25 protein-coding genes are annotated in these 24,279 nt (G+C 62.7%); 7 read left to right on the top strand and 18 right to left on the bottom strand.

From position 1 onward, the window contains the following. Positions 1-17: 17 nt before the first annotated feature. From HWX91_RS03955 to HWX91_RS03975, 6 genes are all read right to left on the bottom strand, one after another. Positions 18-632: a cytochrome c oxidase assembly protein gene (locus HWX91_RS03955; RefSeq protein WP_028199046.1), complete on the bottom strand. Its 615-nt coding sequence runs from the start codon at positions 630-632 to the stop codon at positions 18-20. Between the two features lie 42 nt (positions 633-674). Beyond that, a complete protein-coding gene (locus HWX91_RS40595) occupies positions 675-809 on the bottom strand; it encodes a cytochrome oxidase small assembly protein (RefSeq protein WP_028199045.1) in 135 nt (44 codons plus the stop codon). Positions 810-925: 116 nt separating this feature from the next. Next, positions 926-2,539: a cytochrome c oxidase subunit I gene (gene ctaD, locus HWX91_RS03960; protein WP_028199044.1), complete on the bottom strand. Its 1,614-nt coding sequence runs from the start codon at positions 2,537-2,539 to the stop codon at positions 926-928. 44 nt (positions 2,540-2,583) lie between these two features. Further along, positions 2,584-4,200 carry a cytochrome c oxidase subunit II gene (coxB, locus tag HWX91_RS03965; RefSeq protein WP_028199043.1) on the bottom strand — a complete coding sequence of 539 codons (1,617 nt, stop codon included), beginning with the start codon at positions 4,198-4,200 and terminating at the stop codon, positions 2,584-2,586. Between the two features lie 66 nt (positions 4,201-4,266). Next, positions 4,267-4,740, bottom strand: coding sequence for a DUF2244 domain-containing protein (locus HWX91_RS03970; protein WP_028199042.1), 474 nt, complete (start codon positions 4,738-4,740; stop codon positions 4,267-4,269). Between the two features lie 312 nt (positions 4,741-5,052). Continuing rightward, on the bottom strand, positions 5,053-6,018 hold the full coding sequence (locus HWX91_RS03975; protein ID WP_028199041.1) for a methyltransferase domain-containing protein: 966 nt from the start codon (positions 6,016-6,018) through the stop codon (positions 5,053-5,055). 84 nt (positions 6,019-6,102) lie between these two features. Between HWX91_RS03975 and HWX91_RS03980 the strand changes: the two genes are divergently transcribed. Next, positions 6,103-6,897: a ComF family protein gene (locus HWX91_RS03980; protein ID WP_028199040.1), complete on the top strand. Its 795-nt coding sequence runs from the start codon at positions 6,103-6,105 to the stop codon at positions 6,895-6,897. 18 nt (positions 6,898-6,915) lie between these two features. Then, complete coding sequence (gene trmL / locus HWX91_RS03985; protein ID WP_028199039.1) at positions 6,916-7,386, top strand: tRNA (uridine(34)/cytosine(34)/5-carboxymethylaminomethyluridine(34)-2'-O)-methyltransferase TrmL; 471 nt, start codon at positions 6,916-6,918, stop codon at positions 7,384-7,386. Here trmL and HWX91_RS03990 read toward each other — a convergent pair. The 5 genes from HWX91_RS03990 to HWX91_RS04010 form a co-directional block, all read right to left on the bottom strand. Further along, positions 7,359-7,907 carry an O-acetyl-ADP-ribose deacetylase gene (locus tag HWX91_RS03990; RefSeq protein ID WP_028199038.1) on the bottom strand — a complete coding sequence of 183 codons (549 nt, stop codon included), beginning with the start codon at positions 7,905-7,907 and terminating at the stop codon, positions 7,359-7,361. The two genes, trmL and HWX91_RS03990, sit on opposite strands and share 28 nt — an antisense overlap. 95 nt (positions 7,908-8,002) lie before the next feature. Further along, positions 8,003-9,001 (bottom strand): NAD(P)H-dependent glycerol-3-phosphate dehydrogenase, encoded by a 999-nt coding sequence (locus HWX91_RS03995; protein ID WP_028199037.1) that lies wholly within the window; start codon positions 8,999-9,001, stop codon positions 8,003-8,005. A 21-nt stretch (positions 9,002-9,022) separates the two neighbouring features. After that, positions 9,023-9,493, bottom strand: coding sequence for a protein-export chaperone SecB (gene secB / locus HWX91_RS04000; RefSeq protein ID WP_028199036.1), 471 nt, complete (start codon positions 9,491-9,493; stop codon positions 9,023-9,025). 165 nt (positions 9,494-9,658) lie between these two features. Next, positions 9,659-9,919 carry a glutaredoxin 3 gene (gene grxC, locus HWX91_RS04005; protein WP_028199035.1) on the bottom strand — a complete coding sequence of 87 codons (261 nt, stop codon included), beginning with the start codon at positions 9,917-9,919 and terminating at the stop codon, positions 9,659-9,661. After that, complete coding sequence (locus tag HWX91_RS04010) at positions 9,916-10,341, bottom strand: rhodanese-like domain-containing protein (protein ID WP_028199034.1); 426 nt, start codon at positions 10,339-10,341, stop codon at positions 9,916-9,918. The genes grxC and HWX91_RS04010 overlap by 4 nt, the downstream gene beginning before the upstream one ends. Positions 10,342-10,478: 137 nt before the next feature. On the opposite strand from HWX91_RS04010, the gene gpmA reads away from it, so the two are divergent. From gpmA to HWX91_RS04025, 3 genes are all read left to right on the top strand, one after another. Further along, positions 10,479-11,225, top strand: coding sequence for a 2,3-diphosphoglycerate-dependent phosphoglycerate mutase (gene gpmA, locus HWX91_RS04015; protein ID WP_028199033.1), 747 nt, complete (start codon positions 10,479-10,481; stop codon positions 11,223-11,225). A gap of 277 nt (positions 11,226-11,502) precedes the next feature. Beyond that, positions 11,503-13,089, top strand: coding sequence for a S41 family peptidase (locus HWX91_RS04020; RefSeq protein ID WP_028199032.1), 1,587 nt, complete (start codon positions 11,503-11,505; stop codon positions 13,087-13,089). A gap of 207 nt (positions 13,090-13,296) precedes the next feature. Beyond that, entirely contained in the window at positions 13,297-14,055 is a 759-nt protein-coding gene (locus tag HWX91_RS04025) for a HesA/MoeB/ThiF family protein (protein ID WP_028199031.1), read from the top strand. A 76-nt stretch (positions 14,056-14,131) separates the two neighbouring features. Here the strand turns inward: HWX91_RS04025 and ptsP are convergent, their stop codons facing one another. The 7 genes from ptsP to HWX91_RS04060 form a co-directional block, all read right to left on the bottom strand. Further along, on the bottom strand, positions 14,132-15,880 hold the full coding sequence (ptsP, locus tag HWX91_RS04030; protein WP_028199030.1) for a phosphoenolpyruvate--protein phosphotransferase: 1,749 nt from the start codon (positions 15,878-15,880) through the stop codon (positions 14,132-14,134). A gap of 313 nt (positions 15,881-16,193) precedes the next feature. Next, on the bottom strand, positions 16,194-16,463 hold the full coding sequence (locus tag HWX91_RS04035; RefSeq protein ID WP_007179472.1) for an HPr family phosphocarrier protein: 270 nt from the start codon (positions 16,461-16,463) through the stop codon (positions 16,194-16,196). A gap of 106 nt (positions 16,464-16,569) precedes the next feature. After that, positions 16,570-17,058, bottom strand: coding sequence for a PTS sugar transporter subunit IIA (locus HWX91_RS04040; protein WP_028199029.1), 489 nt, complete (start codon positions 17,056-17,058; stop codon positions 16,570-16,572). A gap of 352 nt (positions 17,059-17,410) precedes the next feature. Beyond that, positions 17,411-18,367, bottom strand: a complete 957-nt coding sequence (gene gshB, locus HWX91_RS04045; RefSeq protein ID WP_028199028.1) for a glutathione synthase — start codon at positions 18,365-18,367, stop codon at positions 17,411-17,413. A 101-nt stretch (positions 18,368-18,468) separates the two neighbouring features. Further along, positions 18,469-19,758, bottom strand: coding sequence for a glutamate--cysteine ligase (gshA, locus tag HWX91_RS04050; RefSeq protein WP_028199027.1), 1,290 nt, complete (start codon positions 19,756-19,758; stop codon positions 18,469-18,471). A gap of 230 nt (positions 19,759-19,988) precedes the next feature. Beyond that, entirely contained in the window at positions 19,989-21,497 is a 1,509-nt protein-coding gene (locus HWX91_RS04055) for an ammonium transporter (RefSeq protein ID WP_028199026.1), read from the bottom strand. Between the two features lie 43 nt (positions 21,498-21,540). Further along, the gene (locus HWX91_RS04060) at positions 21,541-21,879 is read right to left on the bottom strand and encodes a P-II family nitrogen regulator (protein WP_006048089.1); all 339 of its coding nucleotides are present in this window, start codon (positions 21,877-21,879) and stop codon (positions 21,541-21,543) included. A gap of 409 nt (positions 21,880-22,288) precedes the next feature. Here HWX91_RS04060 and HWX91_RS04065 point away from each other — a divergent pair, with 409 nt between their 5' ends. Further along, entirely contained in the window at positions 22,289-22,546 is a 258-nt protein-coding gene (locus HWX91_RS04065; RefSeq protein WP_028199025.1) for an accessory factor UbiK family protein, read from the top strand. 120 nt (positions 22,547-22,666) lie between these two features. Next, positions 22,667-24,274: a YifB family Mg chelatase-like AAA ATPase gene (locus HWX91_RS04070; protein WP_028199024.1), complete on the top strand. Its 1,608-nt coding sequence runs from the start codon at positions 22,667-22,669 to the stop codon at positions 24,272-24,274. Positions 24,275-24,279: the final 5 nt, after the last annotated feature.

Below are 24,279 nucleotides of genomic sequence, written 5' to 3' on the forward strand. Positions count from 1 at the left end.
GCCCGCGGCGCAAACCGTCAGGCGGGATTGGCGGTGGTTGCCGCCGTATTGGCCGTGGGTGATGCACTTCCGGCCGTCGCCGCTGCCGGCGTATTCAACTCGAAGAACGTGTACGACAACGTGATCGTTTTCACATCCTTCGGCAACTTTGGATCGACCACGAACACCACCGGCATCCGCTTCGTCTGATTCGCCGTCAAAGTCTGCTGCGTAAAACAGAAACACTCGATCTTCCTGAAGTACTCGGTGGCCTGCTTCGGCGCATAGCTCGGAATGGCTTGCGCCTGTATCGTGCGCGCCTGTTCGTTGCTGACCTCGTACATCACTGTCGTCACTTCGCCCGGATGCACGTCGAGACTACGCTGCTCCGGCTTGAAACCCAGCGGGCCGCGCGCGTTCGCATCGAATTCGATCGAAATCGTGCGGCTCATGTCGACCTGCGTATTCCTCGCCTCGCGCACCGTGGCATCGCGCTGCACGAGGTTGTTGATGCCGGTGATCTGGCAGATCGCGCGGTACATCGGCACCAGCGCGAAACCAAAGCCGAACATCATCAACGCGACGATGAACAGCTTGATCAACATCGAACGGTTAAAAGAGCGATCGGCCTGAGCCGGCGGTTGCGTCGACATCTCAATCCTCAACAGACCTGCAAATCACACCTGTTCGCTGCGTCAGGCAAACCAGCACTGCTTGATGATGACGCTCGCGAAAAAGGCCGCGGCAATGGCGAGCATCACAAAACCGATCCGCCGGTTGCCCGCGCGAATCTGCTCGGGTGTACGCCTTTCTTGAGGATTGCGCGTCATGCTCGACTTTCTGAATACTTTCGTAACTACAGGGTGCCGCCGTTGTTCGCGTGGCTGCCCGGATCGGGTGGCGGCTTACGACCGCCGCCCGATCCGGCAAGCTCGCTGAACGCCAATTACTCGACGGTCGGCGGGTGTTCGAACGTGTGGAACGGAGCCGGGCTCGGCACGGTCCATTCGAGGCCCGTTGCGCCATCCCACGGCTTGTCGCCAGCCTTTTCGAGTTCACCGCCGCCACGATAGGCCGGCAATGCAACCGCGAACAGGAAGTAGACCTGTGCCAGACCGAAGCCGAAAGCACCGATCGAGATCACCTGGTTCCAGTCCGTGAACTGTGCCGGGTAGTCGGCATAACGACGCGGCATACCTGCGAGGCCAACGAAGTGCATCGGCAGGAACGCGAGGTTGAAGAAGAACATCGACGCCCAGAAGTGGATCTTGCCGCGCGTTTCGTTGTACATCCAGCCGGTCCACTTCGGCGCCCAGTAGTACCACCCTGAGAACAGCGCGAAGAGCGAACCCGCAACGAGCACATAGTGGAAGTGGGCCACCACGAAATAAGTCCCGTGGTACTGGATATCCAGCGGCGCCATTGCGAGCATCAGTCCCGACAGGCCGCCGAACGTGAACACGATCAGGAAGCCCACCGCGAACAGCATCGGTGTTTCGAAGCTCAGCGAACCGCGCCACATCGTCGCGACCCAGTTGAACACCTTCACGCCCGTCGGCACGGCGATCAGCATCGTCGCGTACATGAAGAACAGCTGACCCGTCACCGGCATGCCGGTCGCGAACATGTGGTGCGCCCAGACCATGAACGACAGAATCGCGATCGACGAGGTTGCGTACACCATCGAGCTATACCCGAACAGCGGCTTGCGCGAGAACGCCGGGATCACCTGCGACACGATCCCGAACGCCGGCAAGATCATGATGTACACCTCGGGGTGCCCGAAGAACCAGAAAATATGCTGGTACATCACCGGGTCGCCGCCGCCTGCCGCGTTGAAGAACGACGTGCCGAAGTGGCGATCGAACAGCACCATGGTGATCGCGCCCGCCAGAACCGGCATCACGGCGATCAGCAGGTACGCGGTGATCAGCCACGTCCAGACGAACATCGGCATCTTCATCAGCGTGAGGCCAGGCGCGCGCATGTTCAGGATCGTCACGACGATGTTGATCCCGCCCATGATCGACGAGGCACCCATCAAGTGGACCGCGAAAATCGCGAAGTCCATGCCCGGGCCCATCTGCGTCGACAACGGCGCGTACAGCGTCCAGCCCGCGGCGGTCGCGCCGCCCGGGGCGAAGAACGAACCGACCAGCAACACCGCAGCCACCGGCAGAAGCCAGAAGCTGAAGTTGTTCATCCGCGCGAAAGCCATGTCCGATGCGCCGATCTGCAGCGGCACCATCCAGTTCGCGAAGCCGACGAAGGCCGGCATGATCGCGCCGAACACCATGATCAGGCCGTGCATGGTGGTCAACTGGTTGAAGAACTCGGGGCGCATGATCTGCAGACCCGGCTCGAACAGTTCGGCACGGATCATCAGCGCCATCACGCCCCCGGAGAGGAACATGGTGAACGAGAAGATCAGGTACAGCGTACCGATGTCCTTGTGATTGGTTGCGAACAGCCACCGACGCCAGCCATGCGGCGTTTCGTGGGCATGGTCGCCGTGCACGTGCTCGTGGCCCGCGGTTACATCGTGTCCGATGCTAGACATGACAATCTCCTAATACGAATACTGCGGTGCTGACCATGAACACGTCAGGCAGCCGGGCTGATCTGGACACGCCGGGCTTCTTTCGCATCGCTGCCGCCCGTGATCGTTTCCGGCTTCTTTAAAATAATGTGATCTTCAGCAATGCCGGCTGCTTTCAGCGCGTCGCGCACGGCTTCGGCACGGGTCTTCGCAAGCTTCGCGTTGACTTCGGCAGAACCGGTGGCGTCGGTGAAGCCCGACAGCGTGAACTTCGCGTCCGGATGCGCCTTCGCATAGGCCGCGGCCGCGTCGACCGCCGCTTTCGCGTCAGCCGGCAGCGTGCTCTTGCCCGTGTCGAAGTAGATGCTTGCCGGGAGTGCGGCCGTTGCTGCCGCACTATCCGAACCGGCCGCTGCCGCTTCGGCACCCGAGGCGCCCGAAGCCGCTTCGGCACCGCTCGCTGCCGCGCCTGCGTCGGCCAGATGATTGCCGCCTTCCGGCAGCTTGCCGTTACGGGCGTCAGCAACCTGCTTCGGCTGGAGAATGTCGCCGGTGTGGTTGCCCCACGAGTTACGTTCGTATGTGATGACCGACGCGATTTCGACGTCGTTCAACGTCGGCGCCCACGAAGGCATCGCGTTCTTGCCCTTCAGCACCAGGCTGACGTGCTCGGCGATCGGGCCGTTGGCGATCTTGCTGCCGTCCAGCGCCGGGAACGCGCCTGCGCCCTTGCCGGTCGGCTGGTGGCAGACCGCGCAGTTCGCCGTGTACACCTTGCCACCGCGCTCCATCAACTCGGCCATCGTGTAGGTCTTGTTCGGATCGTCCTGGCCCGCAGCCATTTTCTGCTTCTGCACGCCGACCCACTTCGCGTAGTCGTCCGCCGACAGCACTTCGACCACTACCGGCATGAACGCGTGTTCCTTGCCGCACAGCTCGGTACAGAAGCCGCGGAACGTGCCGGTCTTGTCAGCCTTGAACCACGTGTCGCGCACGAACCCCGGGATCGCATCCTGCTTCACGCCGAAAGCCGGCACGTACCAGGAGTGGACCACGTCGTTCGCGGTGGTGATGATGCGGATTTTCTTGTCGACCGGGACGACGAGCGGATTGTCGACTTCCTGCAGATACGTGGTGGAAATCGGTTGACGGCCGTCGGTTTCCGCACGCGGCGTAGCCAGCGTGGACAGGAAGTTGATGCCTTCACCCGGGCCCTTCACGTAGTCGTAACCCCATTTCCACTGATAGCCGGTGACCTTGATGGTGAGGTCGGCATTGGTGGTGTCCTTCATCGCGACGACGGTCTTGGTGGCGGGGAGCGCCATCAGCACGACGATGATGAACGGCACAATCGTCCAGATGATTTCGACGGTGGTGCTTTCGTGGAAATTCGAAGCCTTGTGACCTTTCGATTTGCGGTGAGCAAAGATCGAATAGAACATCACGCCGAACACGCCGACGAAGATCACGAGGCAAAGAACCAGCATGAACATGTGGAGGCTGAAGAGCTCCTCAGCGATTTTGGTCGCAGGCGGCTGGAGATTGATCTCGTTGACGGCAGGGCCGCCCGGAACATCGCCCACTGCCAGGGCCGCACCGGCGAAAAGCAGTCCGCTCATCGCCAGCACGCCCATGAGGGCTCGCTTGATTGTTTTCATAGCTTCCTTACCCAAAATTTCCATTCAAACCCTCGACCCCGCTGGAAGGCTGTCTCACGCTCCCCGTGAACGCCGCGCGTCCCGACACGTCTAACAACGCGCGAGCCACATACGCAGTTCGCCTGCGAACTGCGCGCGCCGATACTGCGCGAGATGTTGCCCAATCATGATCGTCTGGCCGCGCGAGACCAGTTTGATCTGGTCACGCGGCGTTGCGCCCGGTTCGATCCGCACCCAGCGCGGATTGAATTCGAACTGCGTGAGCCGCTCGGCGCTGACCTGCTCGATCACGAGCCGGTTCTTAAACAGCCGGACACGCTCGTAATCGACAGCATGACGCGCGTATATGGCAAACGCGATGCCCACCGCCAGCAATTCGATACCGGTGAACGGCAACACCAGCCAGGCGCCGACCAGAACCAGCATGAAAGCAATTGCCAACGAGAACAACGCAAGCGATACGTAGAAACATACAAACTGCCGCGGCGATATCGAACAGTTGCGCTTCATCGTCCAGTCCTTGAGAACCGGTTCTGAATCCGCCAGCAGATCTGATGCTTCCATCGCTGCCTCCTGCCGACCCTCTCCAATCGCCGCCTGCGGCCATTGCTCGCGACCGCCGGACGGCTCCTCCATCCACTCCGCGTCACGTCATATTGCAGCCCTGTACCTCGGGCCTGCCGCCCCAAATGTGGGAACTCCGGGCGACAAACTGACGCATTATAGGCGCGATCCATAGCATCCACAAGCAAGCCTCAATCGGCCCACAAGCCAGGTGCGACAAGCCTCCGCGCCGTTTTGACGCAGCTTTCACGCGTCTTTTGAAGCGGTAATTTCAGACATAACAGATGTCCTCTTTACCACCTTGCTGATTCCTCACCGGTTCCTCGACGAACCTCGTCCGATGTCCTCGATCCGCACGATCCCATGACCTTCGGCCGTGGTACGCGGCACGGCTTTCCAGGCGTGCCCGTAGATCACCTCGAAGGTCAGCGCAATCGTGCCGTCGGGCCGCCGGCGAGCCTCGAGCGCCGCCAGCAAAGCCTTGTGCAGCCTACGCGCGACCGCATTCGAGCTGGCCTCGCGCTCGAACGGATAGGCGCCCCAGCGGCGCACGTCCGCGAGCAGCGACTCGGGCGACTTGTACGTAATGGTGAGCGTTTCCTGGTCCATCACGGGAATCTCGAAACCGCTCTCGACCAGCATGTCGCCAAGGTCGTGCATGTCGACAAAGTCGATCACATGCTTGCGCGAAGCCACGCCGTGCGCCGCCTCGACCTCGGCGTAAGCGCCGCGCAGTTCCTTTAGCGAATCGGGGCCGAGCGTGCTGAACATCAGCAGGCCATTCACTTTCAGCACCCGTTGCCACTCGGGAAACACGAGATCGGGCCGTGAGTGCCAGTGCAGGGCGAGATTGGACCAGATGAATTCGAAGGCGCCGGCCGCGAACGGGAGGGCCGAGAAGTCAGCCTGCGCGAAACGCGGGCCGCGGGCACCGAGCGCCTTGCCGAGCGTGGCCGGCAGAAAACGCCGCCAGCTCGTGTCGCCGGAATCGTGACGCAGCGCGCGGCTAAGCATGCCGTGCGACAGGTCGGTGCCGAATACCGGCGCCTCGGGGAAGCGTTCGCGCAATGCGGGGATGTCTTCGCCCGCGCCGCACCCGGCGTCGAGCACGCTCGCCGGCGCAACCTTGATGTAGTCGAGGCGCTCGCGCATGCGCTGCGCGATTTCGCGCGGCAGGAACGCCACGTTATCGAAGCTCGCCGCGCGGCGGTCGAAAATCTGCCTGAGGCGCCGGGAATCATAGGCCGGACGGCCAGATTGAGACGTAGTTGGGGGCATGGGTGTCGTACTGGCGTAGAGCACGAAGTATACTCGTTCGCTTCCTTCCATTCAGCGTGAAAGGCCTTCGCGGGCGGTCCAATCATGCCATTCCGAAAAAATTCCTTGTCTCCCGGCGCTGCGAACAGGCGTTTTGCGAGATTCACGCGCGGCTTGTATTCGGCATGGCCGCATATGGTGCACGCAGTGCTGCCGAACCTGTGCGCATTGTGCGGCAATTTGTCGCACAAGACGTTGTGCGCCGGTTGTGACGAGACTTATTGGAACGAAGGCAGGTTGCGTTGCACGGTATGCGCGGTCCCTCTGTCCGGAATGCGCTGGGCGGCTCACGCACGATATCGTTGTGCGGATTGCGTCGGCGAGCCGCCGCCGTTCGAGGTGACCCTCGCGCTCGCCGATTACCGCCAGCCGCTGGATGCACTGGCGCTTGGCCTGAAATTCCGCGCCCGGCTGATGCTGGCGCGCGAGTTCGCGCTGCGTCTTGCGCGTCTCGCGGAGGATAGCTGGGTCGACACTTCCGAGAGGCCCGACGTGCTTGCCCCCGTGCCACTGGCCGACAAACGTCTGACCGAACGCGGTTACAACCAGGCCTGGCAGATTGCCAGGCCCCTCGCCCGCGCGCTCCGTGTGCGCAGCGACGCGACCCTGCTTCATCGCGTGATCCACACCGCGCCGCAATCACGGCTCGACCTCGACGCACGCCGGCTCAACGTGGGCCGCGCGTTCAAAGTCGCCGGGCCGGTGCTGGGGCTGCATGTCGGCCTCGTCGATGACGTGATGACGACCGGCGCGACCCTCGAAGCCCTGGCGCGCACGCTCAAAACAGCCGGTGCGCGGCGCGTTACGAACTTCGTCGCGTTGCGCACGCCGAAAAACTAGTCTCTACCTGAAGCCACCATGTTCAATGTCGTTCTCGTCGAACCGGAAATCCCGCCGAACACCGGCAACGTCATTCGCCTGTGCGCCAACACCGGCGCGCGTTTGCATCTGATCGAGCCGCTCGGCTTTCCGCTCGATGACGCCAAATTGCGCCGTGCCGGACTCGACTACCACGAGTACGCGCAGATGAATGTGCACGCCGATTGGGCCGCGTTCATCGCCCAGGAAACACCCGATCCGGCGCGCATGTTCGCCTTCACTACCCGGGGCTCGGGCCGGTTTCACGAGCACGCGTTTCAATCCGGCGACTGGTTCGTGTTCGGCGCCGAAACGCGCGGCCTGCCTGACACGGTGCTCGACCAGTTCGCCAACGAGCAGCGCGTGCGTCTGCCGATGCGGCCGGGCAACCGCAGCCTGAACCTCTCGAATACGGTCGCCGTGGTCGTGTTCGAAGCCTGGCGTCAGACCGGTTTCGACGGCGGCGCCTGAAGGCGCGCCAATTCGGCTTCATAAAGCGCGAGCATGGCGTCGTCGAAGCAGGCGAATATCACACGCGTGATTTTCGGCGTGCGCGGCAAGGTTTCAAGCACGGTGCCGACGGCGATCTTCACTGCCTCGTCGGCGGGGAAATGGTAGATGCCGCAACTAATCGCGGGAAACGCAATGCTGGTGCAATGCGCCTGATGCGCCACTTCGAGCGCGCGCTGGTAGCAGGAGGCGAGAAGGTCGGCCTCGCCATGCGTGCCGCCGCGCCACACCGGGCCGACTGCGTGAATCACATGTTTGGCCGGCAAACGGTAGCCGCCGGTGATCTTCGCGTCGCCGGTCGCGCAGCCGTCGAGCGTTTCGCACTCACGCAGCAACTCCTTGCCGGCGGCGCGGTGAATCGCGCCATCCACGCCACCGCCCCCTAGCAGCGAGGTATTGGCAGCGTTGACGATCGCATCCACCGCGAGTGTCGTGATATCGACCCGGCGCGCTTCCAGTGTGCAATGGTTGAAACTGGGCATGGGAACCTCGCTGGTCCGAAGCGTCGATTAAACGTGGACAGCGATAGCAGGCAGCCGTTCAGCGCTTTTCGCGCCAAACGGCTGAAAGACAAGACTTATTCTGCTTTCGAATCGCGCCGCAGCAGGGCGCTGACGGCGTCGCGGGGCGCTACGCCGTCGAACAGCACGGCGCAGACTGCCTGCGTAATCGGCATCTCGATCGCATGAGCGCGAGCAATCGCCAGTACGGCTTGCGCGCAGCGCACGCCTTCGGCCACGTGCCCCAATCCGCCGAGGATATCGTCGAGCGTACGGCCCGCGGCGAGTTGCACGCCGACTGTGCGATTGCGCGACAGATCGCCCGTGGCAGTCAGGATCAGATCGCCCAGCCCGGTCAGACCGGTGAACGTCTCCGCCCGTCCGCCGAGCGTCACGCCAAGACGCGACATTTCCGCAAGACCACGCGTGATCAACGCCGCACGCGCATTGAGACCGAGGCCGAGGCCATCGGCAATACCCGTGGCAATCGCCAGCACGTTCTTTACCGCGCCGCCCACCTCCACGCCGACGATGTCGTCGCCGGTATAGATGCGCATGGCGCCGTGATGGAACGCCGCCACCGTGCGTTCGCGGCACGTCAACGACGTGCTCGCGATCGTCAGCGCGACCGGCAAGCCCTGCCCGACCTCGCGCGCGAAACTCGGCCCCGACAGCACGCCGTTACTGCCATGCCCCGGCAATTCAGCCGCAACCACCTGATGCGGCAACAACTGCGAGTCGGCTTCGAAACCTTTGCACAACCACACCACATGCGCCGGCACCTCGCCCGCGTCGTGCATCGCCCGGAACAGACCCCGCAGACCGGCGACCGGTGTTGCCACGACGCATAACGCGTCGTCGGCAAGCGCGTGGTCGAGCGCGGCGTTCAGATCCGTTTCATAGCGAAGCGACGGCGGCAAAGCAACGCCCGCCAGATAGCGGGCGTTTTCGTGCGAAGCGGAGAGATCGGCGATGAGCGCGGGTTCGCGCGCCCACAGCACCGTGTCGTGCCGCGCGGCCAGATGGCCGGCGAGGGCTGTGCCCCATGCACCGGCGCCGAGGACGGCAACCTTCATAGCCGGCACCGAACGGACGCGTTAATGCGTGACGCCGTTTTGCACCGCGCCTTCCTGGCCGCCCATTTGCGCGAGACGTTGCTCGTACAGCGCCTGGAAGTTGATCTCGGCGAGGTGGATCGGCGGGAAGCCTGCACGGGTGATCGCGTCGGCGATGTTCGAGCGCAGGTACGGGAACAGGATCGTCGGGCAGGCGATGCCGACCAGCGGGTCGATCTGCTCGGCCGGAATGTTGCGGATGTCGAAAATGCCGGCTTGCTTGGCTTCGATCAGGAACGCAACCTTGTCCGACACCTTGGCCGTGACCGTGCCCGTCACGAGGATTTCGAACACGGTGTCGGCGAGGCGCTCGGCCTTCACGTCGACTTCGACTTCAACCGACGGCATTTCCTGCTCGAGGAAGATGCCCGGCGAATTCGGCTGCTCGAGCGACATGTCCTTCAGGTAGATGCGCTGGATGTTGAAAAACGGCTGGTTGTTCTCGTCGGACATGATTGAGTGATTCCCTGATAGGTATGCATGGCGGCGGCCCGTGGCTTTACGGGCCGCCAGATCGTTGCGGCGCATCGCCCGCCCTGGCAGGGCCGGCGATGCGCCGACTTGTATTTCACCCGCCTCACTCGCGCGCCGGCCGGCGCATGAGTGGGACAGCTTGGTTCAGGCAGCTTCGAGCAGAGGCATCAAACCGCCCGCGCGATCGAGCGCGGACAGATCATCGTACCCGCCGACATGCGTCTCGCCGATGAACACCTGAGGCACCGTGCGGCGACCGGTCCGGGTCATCATTTCTTCACGACGAGCCGGGTCTTTGTCGATCAGTACCTTTTCAACGTGCTCGACGCCGCGCGACTTTAAAAGACGTTCGGCCATCTGGCAATACGGGCACACCTGCGTGCTGTACATGATCACTTTGTTCACTTGGCTGCTCCTTGTTTCACAACCGGCATACCGGCTTTCTGCCAGGCGTCGACACCACCGTCGAGAACATGGACTTCGCCGTATCCCGCATCCTGCACGATACGCGCTGCCTTGTTCGACTGCTGGCCGGTCTGGCACACCAGCAATACAGGGTTGTTCTTATTCTTCACGAGTTGCGCGACTTTCGCCTGCAACTCTGCAAATTCAAGATTCCGCGCCGCGGGCAGGTGGCCCTTGGCAAACTCGGCGGACGACCGCAGATCGATGACAGCCGCATTGCGCCGGTTGATCAGCTGGGTCGCTTCGGCGGCCGACAGGCCACCGCGGCCACGCCGGCTGATCGTTGGCCACAGCAGCAACCCACCGGAGATGAGGACGATTGCGATCAGTACAAGGTTTGTGTAATCAGTGAAAAACTTCACGGAAAATCCGCCGAAAAAGAGAGAAATCGAAAAGGGCAATCCAGCCATTATAAAATAACCGTCTGACGCGATGGCGGCGCTCCTTTAGAGGACCCTCGCAACGCTTCACCGCTTCCTCACTACCGACCGGCAATCTCATGTACAAACTCGTTCTCATCCGCCACGGCGAATCGACGTGGAACAAGGAAAACCGCTTCACGGGCTGGGTCGACGTCGACCTGACCGAGCAGGGCAATCGTGAAGCGCAGCAAGCGGGCGTGCTGCTGAAGGAATCGGGCTACACGTTCGATATCGCCTACACCTCGGTGCTCAAGCGCGCGATCCGCACCTTGTGGCACGTGCAGGATCAGATGGACCTGATGTATCTGCCGGTCGTGCATTCGTGGCGCCTGAACGAGCGCCACTACGGTGCGCTGTCGGGCCTGAACAAGGCGGAAACCGCCGCGAAATTCGGCGACGAACAGGTGCTGGTCTGGCGCCGCAGCTACGATACGCCGCCGCCGGCGCTGGAACCGACAGACGAACGCGCGCCCTACAACGACCCGCGCTACGCCAAGGTGCCGCGCGAACAACTGCCGCTCACCGAGTGCCTGAAAGACACCGTCGCGCGCGTTTTGCCGTTGTGGAACGAGTCGATTGCGCCGGCCATCAAGTCGGGCCGCAAAGTCGTGATCGCCGCGCACGGCAACTCGATCCGCGCCATGGTGAAATACCTCGACAACATTTCGGACGAAGACATCGTCGGCCTGAACATTCCGAACGGCGTGCCGCTCGTCTATGAACTCGACGAAAACCTGAAGCCGATCAAGCACTACTATCTGGGCGACCAGGACGCGATCGCCAAGGCGCAAGCCGCCGTGGCCAAGCAAGGCAAAGCGGGCTAAGCCTGGCTCGAGCCGCAACCCTGTGGCAAAAAATGCCGCGGGGTTGCCGAAGATGGGCGGGGGCGCCGCCCATATGGCTCGCGCGCCATCTGGCTGCCATCTTCCTGTTACCGCACATTACTTCATCATCGCAGCGCATCTCTCACGAACCAGGTCTGACCCGGGCTGTCGAATCACGATAGCCTGTGCTGCGCCCTGACTGGGCGAGTGTGCAGTTATACTTGTCCGTCCCCATCTCTATCGACGCTGCCACGCGCTTCCGACCGCAACAGACTCTATGCGAAAGAACCTGAAAAATATCGGCCTGATTGCCGCGGGCCTTGCTACCGGCGTATTCGCCACCCTGCAACTCTCCGCCTCGGCCCAGCAACCCGCCAGCGCCGCCTCGAGCGCCGTTGCACCGCTGCCACTGGACCAACTCAGGCTGTTTGCCGAAGTTTTCGGGCAAATCAAGCATGAATACGTCGAACCGGTCGACGACAAGAAGCTCCTCACCGCCGCCATCAAGGGCATGGTATCGAGCCTCGACCCGCACTCGTCGTATCTCGACAAGACCGATTACGAAGAACTGCAGGAGCAGACCAAGGGTCGCTTCGCGGGTCTCGGCATCGAAATTTCGTCCGAAGACGGCCTGATCAAGGTGATCTCGCCGATTGAAGACACGCCTGCCTTCCGCGCCGGTATCCGCCCGGGCGACCTGATCACCCGCATCAACGACAAACCTGTGCGCGGCATGACGCTCGACCAGGCCGTCAAGCAGATGCGCGGCGATCCGGGCACCAAGGTGACGCTGACCATCTTCCGCAAGACCGACGACCGCACGTTCCCGCTCACGGTAACGCGCGCGATCATCAAGGTTCAGTCGGTCAAGATGAAGATCCTGGCGCCGGGCTACGCATATATCCGCATCACCAGCTTCCAGGAACGCACCACGCCTGATCTGGCCGCGAAGCTGCAGGACATCGCCCGTCAACAGCCGAACCTGAAGGGTCTCGTGCTCGACCTGCGCAATAACGGCGGCGGTCTGCTGCAAAGCGCGGTTGGCGTGGCCGGCGCGTTCCTGCCGCCGAACTCGGTGGTGGTGTCCACCAACGGCCAGATTCCGGATTCGAAGCAGGTCTATCGCGACACGTACGATAACTACCGCCTGCAATCGTTCGACAGCGATCCGTTGAAAGACGAAGCACCGATCTTCAAGACCGTGCCGATGATCGTGCTGACCAACGCCTACTCGGCGTCGGCTTCGGAAATCGTCGCGGGCGCGCTGCAGGATCAGCATCGTGCGCTGATCGTCGGCAAGACCACGTTCGGCAAGGGTTCGGTGCAAACCGTCCGCCCGATGACGGCCGATACGGCCCTGCGTCTGACCACGGCGTACTACTACACGCCGAGCGGCCGTTCGATCCAGAACAAGGGCATCCGTCCTGACATCGCGGTCGATCAATACGCGGAAGGCGATCCGGACGACGCACTCGTTACCCGCGAAGTCGACTACTCGAACCACCTTGCGAACACGCAGGACCCGAACGAGAAGAAGGAAGCGGAACAGCGCGAACAGGAGCGCATGGACCAACTGCGCCAGCTTGAAGAGCAGAACGACAAGAAGACGCCGGAACAGCGTCAGAAGGATCGTGAGCGCAAGCCGGTCGAGTTCGGTTCGGCTGACGACTTCATGCTGCAACAGGCGCTGAACAAGCTGGAAGGCAAGCCGGTGCAGGAATCGAAGTCGCTGACCGAGCGGCGTCTGGCGCAGAACAAGCCGGCAACGTCGGCGTCCGCGCCGGTCGCGGTGAAGCCGACGCAACCGGTGCCGGGCGCTTCGGGCCCCGTCCCGGCCTCGGCGCCTGCTACGCAAAGCAATTAAGCAGTGAATCCAGCGTGTCCTTGCAGCCTGTCCGGCTGCAAGGGCACGTCGCGGCGGACGCTGGCGTATGCATCGCAATACATAGCGCAATACCCAACCCCAGCACCAGCACGAACACCCACTCCCTCGCGCGATTAAAATAACGAAAACGCGCATGGCAGGCCGCCGGCCCTGCTTTTCATTGCGCGACACTCCACGCGCCCCGCCATGAACGACGATCAACTGCTCCGCTATTCCCGCCATATCCTCGTCGACGAAATCGGCATCGAGGCGCAGCAGCGCTTTATCGACGCGCACGCGATCATCGTCGGTGCGGGTGGTCTGGGCTCGCCTGCAGCGATGTATCTGGCGGCGGCAGGCGTCGGCCGCCTGACGCTGGTCGATGCCGATACGGTCGACCTGACCAATCTGCAACGGCAGATTCTGCACGTGAGCGCGTCGGTCGGGCGCAAGAAGGTGGAGTCCGGACGCGACGCGATCGCCCAGATCAATCCCGAGGTGGTGGTGAACGCGGTCGCCGAACGGGTCGACGATGCGTGGCTCGATCGCGAGGTGCCGCACGCCACCGTCGTGCTGGATTGCACCGACAACTTCGCGACCCGCCACGCGATCAACCGGGCCTGCGTGAAACACGGCGTGCCGCTGGTGTCGGGTGCGGCGTTGCGCTTCGACGGCCAGATCAGCACCTTCGATTTCCGCGACGAAACGTCGCCCTGCTATGCGTGCGTGTTCCCCGAAGATCAGCCGTTCGAGGAAGTCGCGTGCTCGACCATGGGCGTGTTCGCGCCCACGGTCGGCATCATCGGCTCAATGCAGGCCGCTGAAGCGCTAAAGGTGATCGGCGCAATCGGCACGCCGCTAGTGGGCCGCCTCACGATGCTTGATTCACTGCGAATGGAGTGGAACACAATGCGCATTGCGCGCCAGCCGGATTGCCCGGTATGCGGGCAACGACATCGAGTTTGAGTCCGAACGAGACCCGAATAAAAAACGCCGCACATGTGCGGCGTTTTCCGTTTAAGAACCGGAGCAGTTTTCAGTGTCAGGCGAGCACCACCCGCTTGAGCGCAGCCTGCACCTCTTCCGGTTCGAACGAAGCCAGCACGTCGGCCACCGGCTTCTCGAGCGTCTTCAGATGCGAGCGCAGGACTTCCTGCTTGACCACCAGCAATTGGCTAGGATGCATCGAAAATTCGGTGAGGCCCATGCCGAGCAGCAGACGCGTTAAAGCCGGATCGCCCGCCATCTCGCCGCACACTGACACCGGCACACCGGCCCGCTTCGCCTCACGCAGCGTAAAGGCGATCAGATGCAGCACCGCCGGATGCAGCGGGTCGTACAAGTGCGCGACCGAGTTATCCGCGCGATCGATGGCCAACGTGTACTGGATCAGATCGTTCGTGCCAATCGATAGAAAATCGAGCCGCTTGAGAAACAGCGGCAACGCAATCGCGGCAGCCGGAATCTCGATCATCGCGCCGACCTGCACGTTCGGATCGTAGGCGATACCGGCATCGTCAAGCTGCCGCTTGGCTTCGCGAATCAGATCGAGCGTCTGATCGATCTCCTGCGCATGCGCGAGCATCGGAATCAGAATCTTCACCTTGCCGAACGCCGACGCGCGCAGAATCGCGCGCAACTGCGTCAGGAACATCTGCGGCTCGGAGAGGCTCCAGCGAATCGCTCTGAGCCCCAAAGCAGGATTCGGTGCGGTTTCGTAGCCGTCGCCGCCGGCCATCGAATCGAGTGGCTTGTCGGCGCCGACGTCGATCGTACGGATCGTTACCGGCAAACCGTTCATCAGTTCGACCGCGCGCCGGTAGGCTGCAAACTGCTCCTCCTCTTCCGGCATGTGGTGCTTGTGATTCATGAACAGAAACTCGGTGCGGAACAGGCCGACGCCGGTCGCGCCGGAATCGACCGCGGCGCGTGCGTCCTCGGGCAATTCGATGTTCGCGCACAGTTCGATACGCGTGCCGCACAATGTCTGCGTGGGCGAGAACTTCAGCCGTTGCAGCTTGCGCTGCTCAAGCGCCTTTTCGCTCTGCCGGTATGAATACTCTTCAAGCACGATCGGCGCGGGATCGACGATCACGATGCCGTGATCGCCGTCGACAATGATCAGGTCGTCCTGCCGGATCAGCGCGCTCGCATGCTGCACGCCGACCGCGGCCGGAATGCCGAGACTGCGCGCGACGATCGCCGTATGCGAGGTCCGTCCGCCCAGATCGGTGACGAAACCCTGAAACGTTTGCGTTTTGAATTGCATCATGTCGGCCGGCGCGATGTCGTGCGCGACCACAATCATCTCATCACAGGTACCGTGCACGCCGTCCACCAGCGCCCCCGTCGCGCCGGCAAGCGCCTTCAGCACGCGCTCCACCACCTGTTCGATGTCGGCTTTGCGCTCACGCAGGTATTCGTCTTCGATATCGTCGAAATGGCGCGACAGGCGCTCGAGTTGTTCCGTCAGCGCCCATTCGACGTTGTAGCGGCGCGTACGGATCAGGTCGATGGTTTCCTGCACGAGCATCGCATCGTTCAGGATCATTGAATGAACATTGATGAACGCGCCCATTTCGCTCGGCGCATCCGCGGCAAGATCGGCGCGCAACGTGTCGAGCTCTTGATGCACCTGCTGTTGGGCCGTGCGAAAACGCTCGATCTCGCCCTCGATCTGAGCGGGTTCGATCAAATAGTGGTCTACGTCAAGTGCAGCCGGGGCGATCAGATAAGCCCGCCCGATGGCGATACCGCGTGACACGGGAATTCCATGCAGCGTGAATGACACGCGCACCTCCTCTAGTTGTGTGATGCTGCGGCAAACCGCTGCAATGCTCTCAGACTCTCATTGTCATTATAAATTCCGCACCCTTTGCAAGTACGCCGGGGCTGTGTGCAGCGCAGCACGAAATACCGTAAGCGGCCACGAGAATGCGGCCTCATTGGCCCTGCGTTCGGGCAACGCTCCCCAACGCGCCGCCGGCACTATCGGCTCACGCCTTCGCACCGCTCGTGCACTACTCTTGCACGATTGTCTCGCGCTAAAAAAAATGCCGCGGACAGCCGCGGCATTTTGCTTCAGGCAACAAGAACGCGCGAATTCACTGACCTTCGCCAAATTTATCGGCAATCAGTTTCAGCAATGCGTCCATTGCCTCTTTTTCGTCGGCGCCCTCGGTTTCGATCAGCACCGTACTGCCTATACCCGCGGCCAGCATCATCACACCCATGATGCTCTTGGCGTTGATGCGGCGGCCATTGCGGCTCATCCAGATTTCAGCCTGGTAGTTGCCCGCGAGTTGCGTCAACTTGGCCGACGCGCGCGCGTGCAGCCCCAGCTTGTTCACAATAGTCGTTTCCTGTTGCAGCATGTGATGGTCCGAAGCGCGGGTGAATGTTGTGGTGAAAGGTGAAACTGCAAACCAGCCGCAATCGCGCCGCAGCCCGATCGCAATTGTCTAAAACCGTACGGTCCGCTTACAACCCGGTCGAGCCCACTTTCTGGGTCAGGTCGGCCTCGGGTGGCAACGCGGGCAAACAGTCGCCGGATCCCGCGGGAGGCGCAACCGGTGCCGGCGTGGCAGGTCCGATTGCGTGCACGCCCTTGGTGGCTCCGGCGAGCGCCTTGTCGACCAGCGTGTCGAGCGGCGTTGCGCGATAACAGACCGCGCGCACCAGCATCGGCAGATTGACGCCGCACAGCACGCGCACGTTCGGCACCGAGGCGAGCCGCCCGGCGATATTCGCCGGCGTGGCGCCAAACATGTCGGTGAGGACGAGCGCGCCGTTTTCTTCCTTGAGCCGCTCGATCTCCGAATGCGCGAATGCAACCTGCTGTGCCGGATCGCAATCCGGCGATACGTCGATCACACCGATACGCGCCGGCAAGCCACCGTAAATGTGCGAAATACAATCGCGCAACGCGGTGGCGAACGGAGCGTGCGCAATGATCAGAATGCCTGCCATGTCAGCCTTACTGCAAAAGATCGGCCCGAACCGTGGACCGGGACGAAACCCGGTTCGTAAGCACCCTCGACCGGCCGTGGGTCGGGAGCGCCGGAACGCACTATCTGACGAGCGGCCCGCGTCGCCCGATACCGCGACGGCGTTGGCGGCAAACAACTCGCCTACAGTCCGCAATCCATGCCCGCAGCGCCTCGCAGACGCCCTCGATGCGGCTTGGTGCGGGAGAGCGGGCATTGTATCAGGCCCATTTTCGCGCCAAAGCCGGCGTCTTGCTTGATGCGGATTTACTACACAGTTTGGGGGCCATGGCGGCCATTCAAGGGTTGCGCCTCAGTTGCGCCTCCTTTGTGCATCAAGCCGCCGCGCGCTCCAGAGCGTCGATGAACATCGCCGCGACGTCGAAGCCGGTCTGATCCATGATCTCGCGGAAACATGTCGGGCTCGTCACGTTCACCTCGGTAAGCCAGTCGCCGATCGCGTCAAGCCCGACCAGCAGCAGACCGCGTGCGGCGAGCACCGGCGCGAGCGTGTCGGCGATCTTGCGGTCGTGCTCGGTGAGCGGTCGCGCCACGCCCAGTCCGCCGGCCGCCAGATTGCCGCGGACCTCATTACCCTGAGGAATCCGCGCGAGCGAAAACGGCACCGCTTCACCGCCGATCAGCAGAATGCGCTTGTCGCCTTCCTTGATTTCGGGGATGAACTTTTGCGCCATCACCGAGCGCGCGCCGTCGTGGCTCAGCATCTCGATGATCGAGCCCAGATTCATGCCGTCGGCCTTCACGCGAAACACACCCATGCCGCCCATGCCGTCGAGCGGCTTCAGGATCACGTCGCCGTGTTCTTCATGGAAGGCGCGCAAGCGGGCGGCGTCGCGCGTCACCAAAGTCGGCGCCACGAACTGCGCGAACTCGCCGATCGCCAGTTTTTCCGAATGATCGCGAATCGCCTGCGGCTTGTTGAAGATGCGCGCGCCGCCGCGCTCGGCCATTTCCAGCAGCCAGGTCGACGTCACGTATTCCATATCGAACGGCGGGTCTTTACGCATCACCACCGCGCTGAATTGTTTCAGCGAACGCGGCGCGGCTGCTTCGGCGGCGTACCAGGTGTCGCGATGCAGGTCAGTTACGTCGCCGACGATCGCAAAGCGCTGCACGTTCGCCTCGACGTCGCCGCCAGTCCACGCCAGATGTTTCGGCTCGCAGGTGTAAAGCGTGTGGCCACGACGCGCGGCCTCGGCCATCATCGCGTAGGTCGAGTCTTTGTAGATCTTGAACTGCGTGAGCGGATCGGCGATGAAAAGAATGTCCATGAGGATTCCGGTGCGCCCTTAGGGCTTGGCATTGATCGTCAATAGGGTCGGTGAAAATGGCGACGGCGGCACGCACGCCGCCATTGCCCCTCTCGCGAGATTTAAACCTGAATCGCTTCCGGATCGGTCTTTTCCAGTTCGACCGATGCGGCCAGCAACCCGAGTCGCGCCACCACGCCGTACATATAGAAGCGATTCGGCACCGCTGCGCCGGGCTTGGCGTGCGCATCCGGCAGCGCCGTATGCTCGAAGCCGAGCGGCACGAAATGCATGCCCGGTGCGTTCAGATTCTGATCGCGCTCGCGGCTGCCGTGCACGCGGTAGAAGCCGCCGACCACGTAACGGTCGATCATATACACGACCGGCTCGGCGACTTCCTCGCCGATCCGCTCGAAGGTGTACACGCCTTCCTGCACGATCACGTCATGCACTTCGAGGCCGTCTTTGGTGGCGGCCATCTTGGCGCGCTCGCGCTTGGTCAGCGCGGCCACTTCCGACGCGTCGTGCACGGTCATCACGCCCATGCCGTAAGTGCCCGCATCCGACTTGATGACGACATACGGTTTCTCGGAAATACCGTACTCGCGATACTTTTTGGCGATCTTCTTGAGCACGCCGTCGATCGCATCGGCCAGCGCTTCTTCACCCGTGCGCTCCTGAAAATCGACCCCTTCGACATGCGCGAAGTACGGATTGATCATCCACGGATCGATTTCGACCATTTTCGCGAACTTCTTCGCGACGTCGTCATAGCAGGAGAAATGCGTCGATTTGCGGCGCACGGCCCAGCCGGCGTGCAGCGGCGGCAGCAAATACTGCTCATGCAGATTTTCGAGCACCGGCGGAATGCCGCCCGACAGGTCATTGTTCAGCAGAATCGAACACGGGTCGAAATTCTTCAGACCGAGGCGCCGCTGCGACCGCTCGAGCGGTTCGAGCACCAGCTTCTGGCCGTCGGACAAGGCAATCGTGACCGGGCCGACGATGCTTTCGTCGAGCGTGCCGAAGCGCACGTTCAGGCCGGCTTGGCGCATGATCGCCGCCAGACGGGCAACATTCTCGAGATAAAACGCGTTGCGCGTATGGCGCTCGGGGATCACCAGCAGATTCTTCGCGTCCGGGCAGATCTTCTCGATCGACGCCATCGCGGCCTGCACGGCGAGCGGCAGCACTTCCTGCGGCAGATTGTTGAATGCGCCGGGAAACAGATTGGTGTCGACCGGTGCGAGTTTGAATCCCGCGTTACGCAGATCGACCGAACAGTAGAACGGCGGCGTGTGCTCCTGCCATTCAAGCCGGAACCAGCGTTCGATGGCGGGCGTAGCGTCGAGGATCTTCCGCTCGAGATCGAGCAGCGGGCCGTTTAACGCCGTAACTAGGTGCGGAACCATTGATCACTCGCAGACTGGAGAAAAAAGATTGTAGAGCAAATGCTTTGTCCATTTGGGGACGGTTTCTCCATTCGCAAGCGGACGCGAATGCATTCTCGCTATCGTGATGATAGGCAGGGAAATCTGCTGTTCACAAGACGGGTCGCAATAAAAAAGCCCGCCGTAAAGGCGGGCCAAAGTCGCTGCGCTTATTTCTGACCCGCAAGCCCCTGGAGCTTGCAGGGGAATTCTTATTCGACGTGTTCGCCGTGCAGGCTGACGTCCAGACCTTCGCGTTCTTCTTCTTCCGTCACGCGGATGCCCATCGTCATGTCGATGATCTTCAGCAGGATGTAGCTCACCACGCCGCTGTAGATCAGCGTCGTCAGCACGCCCTTGGCTTGCAGGATCACGCTGCCGTCCGCGCCGCCGATGTCCTTGACCGCGAACACGCCGGTCAGCAGCGCACCCACGATACCGCCGATGCAGTGCACGCCGAACGCGTCGAGCGAATCGTCGTAACCGAGCTTGTGCTTGAGCCACGTGGCCGACCAGAAGCAGATCACGCCTGCCGCGATGCCGATCACCAGCGAACCCGCCATACCGACGAAGCCCGAAGCCGGCGTAATCGCCACCAGACCTGCCACGGCACCCGACACGATACCGAGCACCGACGGCTTACCCTTGGTTGCCCATTCAGCGAACATCCATGCCAGTGCTGCTGCCGCGGTTGCCACTTGCGTTGCGAACATCGCGAAACCGGCACGGCCGTCTGCCGCCACTGCCGAACCCGCATTGAAGCCGAACCAGCCCACCCACAGCATGGCGCCACCGATCAGCGTGAGCGTCAGGTTGTGCGGCGCCATCGCTTCCTTGCCGTAGCCGATACGCTTGCCGAGCACCAGCGCGCAGACCAGCGCCGCGATACCGGCATTGATGTGCACCACCGTGCCGCCCGCGAAGTCGAGGATGCCCGCGCTAGCCAGCCAGCCGGTCGGTTCCCAGACCATGTGCGCGATCGGCGAGTAGACGATGATCGACCACAGCGTCATGAACACCAGCATTGCCGAGAACTTCATACGGTCGGCGAACGCACCCGTGATCAGCGCCGGGGTGATGATCGCGAACGTCATCTGATAGACGACGTAGACCGTTTCCGGGATCGTCGGCGCGAGGTGGCTGACCGTCAGCGTGGTCGCCTTGTCGCCCTTGATGTAGTTCATGCCCGCCATGAAGAAGCGCGAGAAGCCGCCGATGAACGAGTTGCCCGGCGTGAACGCGAGGGTATAGCCGATCACGACCCAGATGATCGACACCAGACAGGTAATCGCGAAGCTCTGCATCAGGATCGCGAGCACGTTCTTCTTGCGGACCATGCCGCCGTAGAACAGCGCCAGACCCGGGATCGTCATGAACAGCACGAGCGCGGTGGAGGTCAGCATCCAGGCGGTGTCGCCCGAATTGATCTTCGACGAATCGACCGAGAACGGCGCGGTCGGTGCGGCAGGTGCGGCGTCCGAGGCTGCCGGCGCGGCTGCCGCGGCGCTGGCGGCAGGTGCGGCAGACGCGTCAGCGGCCGGTGCCGAAGCGGCGGCGGCGGCAGGTGCTGCCGAGGCGTCCGGTGCCGGCGCGCTCGCCGTCGTATCGGAAGCCGCTGCCGAGGCGGCTGCGGGGGCGGAAGCGTCGTCCGCGAGGGCGGCGCCGATACCGCCCGCGAGCAGCGAACCGGCCATCAGCAAGGACATCATTAATTTGCGCATCTTCATTTCCTCTTGTCGCTATCTGTGTCGCTATCTTTTGGTGTTACAGAGCGTCCGCGCCGGTCTCCCCGGTGCGAATCCGAATCACCTGTTCGATCGGGGTGACGAAAATCTTGCCGTCGCCGATCTTGCCGGTGCGTGCCGCGCGCTCGAGCGCCTCGATCGCCTGATCGACGATGTCGTCCGAGACAGCCGCCTCGATCTTCACCTTCGGCAGGAAATCGACGACGTATTCAGCGCCCCGATAGAGTTCCGTGTGGCCCTTCTGACGACCGAAGCCTTTGACTTCCGTCACCGTGATGCCCGAGACGCCGATGGCCGACAAGGCTTCGCGCGCCTCATCGAGCTTGAACGGCTTGATGATTGCGGTAATGAGTTTCATGAAATCCCTCGCTAAGTTGCGTAACCCGTTTGCGTAACCCGTTGCGTACCCTGTTTGCTTACCTGTAATCCGTTCGCGTGGTCTCGTTCCGACGCCGGTAAAAGCACCCGGCAGTGCGCGCGGGGCAGTAACAGCAACTCGCATGCCATGTTGTGTCAGACTTCGTCCGGGGCTCGCTGCGAAAGGGGCCCAAGCGGCCCTGGCTGAACGGCCAACGTTGGCGGGGCACGGTGGCGCGGCGTATGGATCGTTGCTAGAGTGTTCGAAGGCATTTAACGTTTGAGCGCGCACCAAACGGGCTCACGCGGCGGCGGCAGGTAATCGCCCATGCACCAAGACGAACCATTCGCCGGACCAAAGCACAGACGTAACTAAACATGCACATTTTTTGTGCATTAAGGGGAACACCATGAAACAACCGAACGATGTCTTTAACGATTTGCAGGCTCGCATGAGCGAGCTGTTCAAGAACTCGCCGGCCAAAGATGTCGAACGCAACGTGAAAGCGATGCTGTCGCAGGGCTTTTCCAAGCTCGACCTGGTCACGCGCGAGGAATTCGATACGCAGACCCAGGTGTTGGTACGCACCCGCGCGCGCCTCGAAGAGCTGGAGCGCCGCGTCGCCGAGCTAGAGCAGAAGCTGCCGGTCACGACGCAAACGTCCTGAGGCTTTGCGCGCAGCGTTGTAGCTGCGCAGTGCTGCACATCACTGGCAAGCGAGCCGTGACGTCATCAGCGTTTTAGGGGACTCGCGCGCGCCTGTGCGCGCCGTCCGACGGGAGAAAACATGTCGCTTGCCGTGGTGCGCAGTCGCGCGCCGGCCTCTGGCCGCGCGCCCGAAGTAACCGTCGAGGTTCACCTCGCGAACGGATTACCCTCTTTTTCGATCGTCGGCCTCCCCGATCTGGAAGTGCGCGAAAGCCGTGAGCGCGTACGCGCGGCACTGCAGAACTGCAGCTTCGATTTCCCCGTGCGGCGTATCACTGTCAATCTCGCGCCCGCCGATTTGCCCAAGGAATCGGGTCGCTTCGATTTGCCCATCGCGCTCGGCATCCTCGCCGCCAGCGGGCAGCTTCCGGCGGAGTCGCTGCTGCATCGCGAATTTGCCGGTGAGTTGTCTCTCACCGGTGCGTTGCGCCCCATGCGCGGCGCGTTCGCCATGGCGTGCGGCACGGCGCGCAGCGGCAGGGCGCCCGGCGCGCTGACATCGTTCGAAGACATTGCCATGGCCTCGGCTTGCCCGGCCACGGCCGCTTCGCCCCAGCCGGCGCGCACGCCCCAGCTTTATCTGCCGGCGGCGAGCGCGGCGGAAGCGGCGCTGGTGCCCGGCGTGGATGTGTACGGTGCCACGGACCTTCCCACGCTGTGCGCCCATCTCAACGGCGCGCCCGACGGGCAACTCCGTCCGGTTCCGGCGCCCGACCTGAGCGGCTTCACTCCATCCGTAGTGCCGGACATGGCGGACGTGATCGGCCAGCGCGGCGCACGCCGCGCGCTCGAAGTGGCGGCGGCCGGCGGTCATCACGTGTTGCTGGTCGGGCCGCCGGGCGCCGGCAAGTCGATGCTGGCGGCACGGCTGCCCGGCCTCCTGCCCACCATGACGGACGACGAAGCGCTCACCTCGGCCGCCTTGCTGTCCGCGAGCCGCGCCGGCTTTTCACCGTCGCAGTGGCGGCAGCGGCCGTTTCGCGCGCCGCATCATTCGTCGAGCGCGGCAGCGCTCGTGGGCGGACGCAATCCGCCGCAGCCCGGCGAAATCACGCTGGCGCATCTCGGCGTGCTGTTTCTGGACGAATTGCCTGAATTCGACCGTCACGTGCTGGAAACCTTGCGCGAACCGCTGGAAGCGAGCCGCATCACGATCTCACGCGCGGCGTTGCAGGCGGATTTTCCAGCAGCGTGCCAGCTGATCGCTGCAATGAATCCCTGCCCGTGCGGCTGGCGCGGCGACCCGGGCGGCCGGTGCCGCTGCACGCCCGACATCGCCGCGCGCTATCTGCGCAAGCTATCCGGACCGCTGCTCGATCGCATCGATATCCAGCTGGAAATTCCCGCGCTCACGCCCGCCGAGTTGTCGGCACGTTCCGATGTGTGCGGCGAGGCAAGCGCGACTATCGCGGCGCGCGTCAATACGGCGCGCGCCCGGCAACTCGCGCGACAAGGCAAGACCAACCGCGAGTTGAGCGGCCGGGAGGTAGACGATGTCTGCCGGCTCGACGCCGCCGGCGAAGCCCTGCTGCGAGAGGCCGGCGAGCGCTTCGGCTGGTCTGCGCGCGCGTACTACCGCGTGCTGAAGGTGGCGCGAAGCGTCGCCGATCTGGCCGGCGCGGACATGCCGGAGGTAAGTCACATCGGAGAAGCCGTTCAGTACCGGCGGGTATTCGCGGCGCAGTGAGGCGG

Source organism: Paraburkholderia fungorum, from assembly GCF_902833645.1.
Lineage (GTDB): Bacteria > Pseudomonadota > Gammaproteobacteria > Burkholderiales > Burkholderiaceae > Paraburkholderia > Paraburkholderia fungorum.

Coding starts and splice junctions, on each gene's coding strand:
- HWX91_RS03955 (WP_028199046.1), bottom strand. CDS start 632: ATGTCGACGCAACCGCCGGCTCAGGCCGATCGCTCTTTTAACCGTTCG.
- HWX91_RS40595 (WP_028199045.1), bottom strand. CDS start 809: ATGACGCGCAATCCTCAAGAAAGGCGTACACCCGAGCAGATTCGCGCG.
- ctaD (WP_028199044.1), bottom strand. CDS start 2,539: ATGTCTAGCATCGGACACGATGTAACCGCGGGCCACGAGCACGTGCAC.
- coxB (WP_028199043.1), bottom strand. CDS start 4,200: ATGGAAATTTTGGGTAAGGAAGCTATGAAAACAATCAAGCGAGCCCTC.
- HWX91_RS03970 (WP_028199042.1), bottom strand. CDS start 4,740: ATGGAAGCATCAGATCTGCTGGCGGATTCAGAACCGGTTCTCAAGGAC.
- HWX91_RS03975 (WP_028199041.1), bottom strand. CDS start 6,018: ATGCCCCCAACTACGTCTCAATCTGGCCGTCCGGCCTATGATTCCCGG.
- HWX91_RS03980 (WP_028199040.1), top strand. CDS start 6,103: ATGCCATTCCGAAAAAATTCCTTGTCTCCCGGCGCTGCGAACAGGCGT.
- trmL (WP_028199039.1), top strand. CDS start 6,916: ATGTTCAATGTCGTTCTCGTCGAACCGGAAATCCCGCCGAACACCGGC.
- HWX91_RS03990 (WP_028199038.1), bottom strand. CDS start 7,907: ATGCCCAGTTTCAACCATTGCACACTGGAAGCGCGCCGGGTCGATATC.
- HWX91_RS03995 (WP_028199037.1), bottom strand. CDS start 9,001: ATGAAGGTTGCCGTCCTCGGCGCCGGTGCATGGGGCACAGCCCTCGCC.
- secB (WP_028199036.1), bottom strand. CDS start 9,493: ATGTCCGACGAGAACAACCAGCCGTTTTTCAACATCCAGCGCATCTAC.
- gpmA (WP_028199033.1), top strand. CDS start 10,479: ATGTACAAACTCGTTCTCATCCGCCACGGCGAATCGACGTGGAACAAG.
- HWX91_RS04020 (WP_028199032.1), top strand. CDS start 11,503: ATGCGAAAGAACCTGAAAAATATCGGCCTGATTGCCGCGGGCCTTGCT.
- HWX91_RS04025 (WP_028199031.1), top strand. CDS start 13,297: ATGAACGACGATCAACTGCTCCGCTATTCCCGCCATATCCTCGTCGAC.
- HWX91_RS04035 (WP_007179472.1), bottom strand. CDS start 16,463: ATGCTGCAACAGGAAACGACTATTGTGAACAAGCTGGGGCTGCACGCG.
- HWX91_RS04040 (WP_028199029.1), bottom strand. CDS start 17,058: ATGGCAGGCATTCTGATCATTGCGCACGCTCCGTTCGCCACCGCGTTG.
- gshB (WP_028199028.1), bottom strand. CDS start 18,367: ATGGACATTCTTTTCATCGCCGATCCGCTCACGCAGTTCAAGATCTAC.
- gshA (WP_028199027.1), bottom strand. CDS start 19,758: ATGGTTCCGCACCTAGTTACGGCGTTAAACGGCCCGCTGCTCGATCTC.
- HWX91_RS04055 (WP_028199026.1), bottom strand. CDS start 21,497: ATGCGCAAATTAATGATGTCCTTGCTGATGGCCGGTTCGCTGCTCGCG.
- HWX91_RS04060 (WP_006048089.1), bottom strand. CDS start 21,879: ATGAAACTCATTACCGCAATCATCAAGCCGTTCAAGCTCGATGAGGCG.
- HWX91_RS04065 (WP_028199025.1), top strand. CDS start 22,289: ATGAAACAACCGAACGATGTCTTTAACGATTTGCAGGCTCGCATGAGC.
- HWX91_RS04070 (WP_028199024.1), top strand. CDS start 22,667: ATGTCGCTTGCCGTGGTGCGCAGTCGCGCGCCGGCCTCTGGCCGCGCG.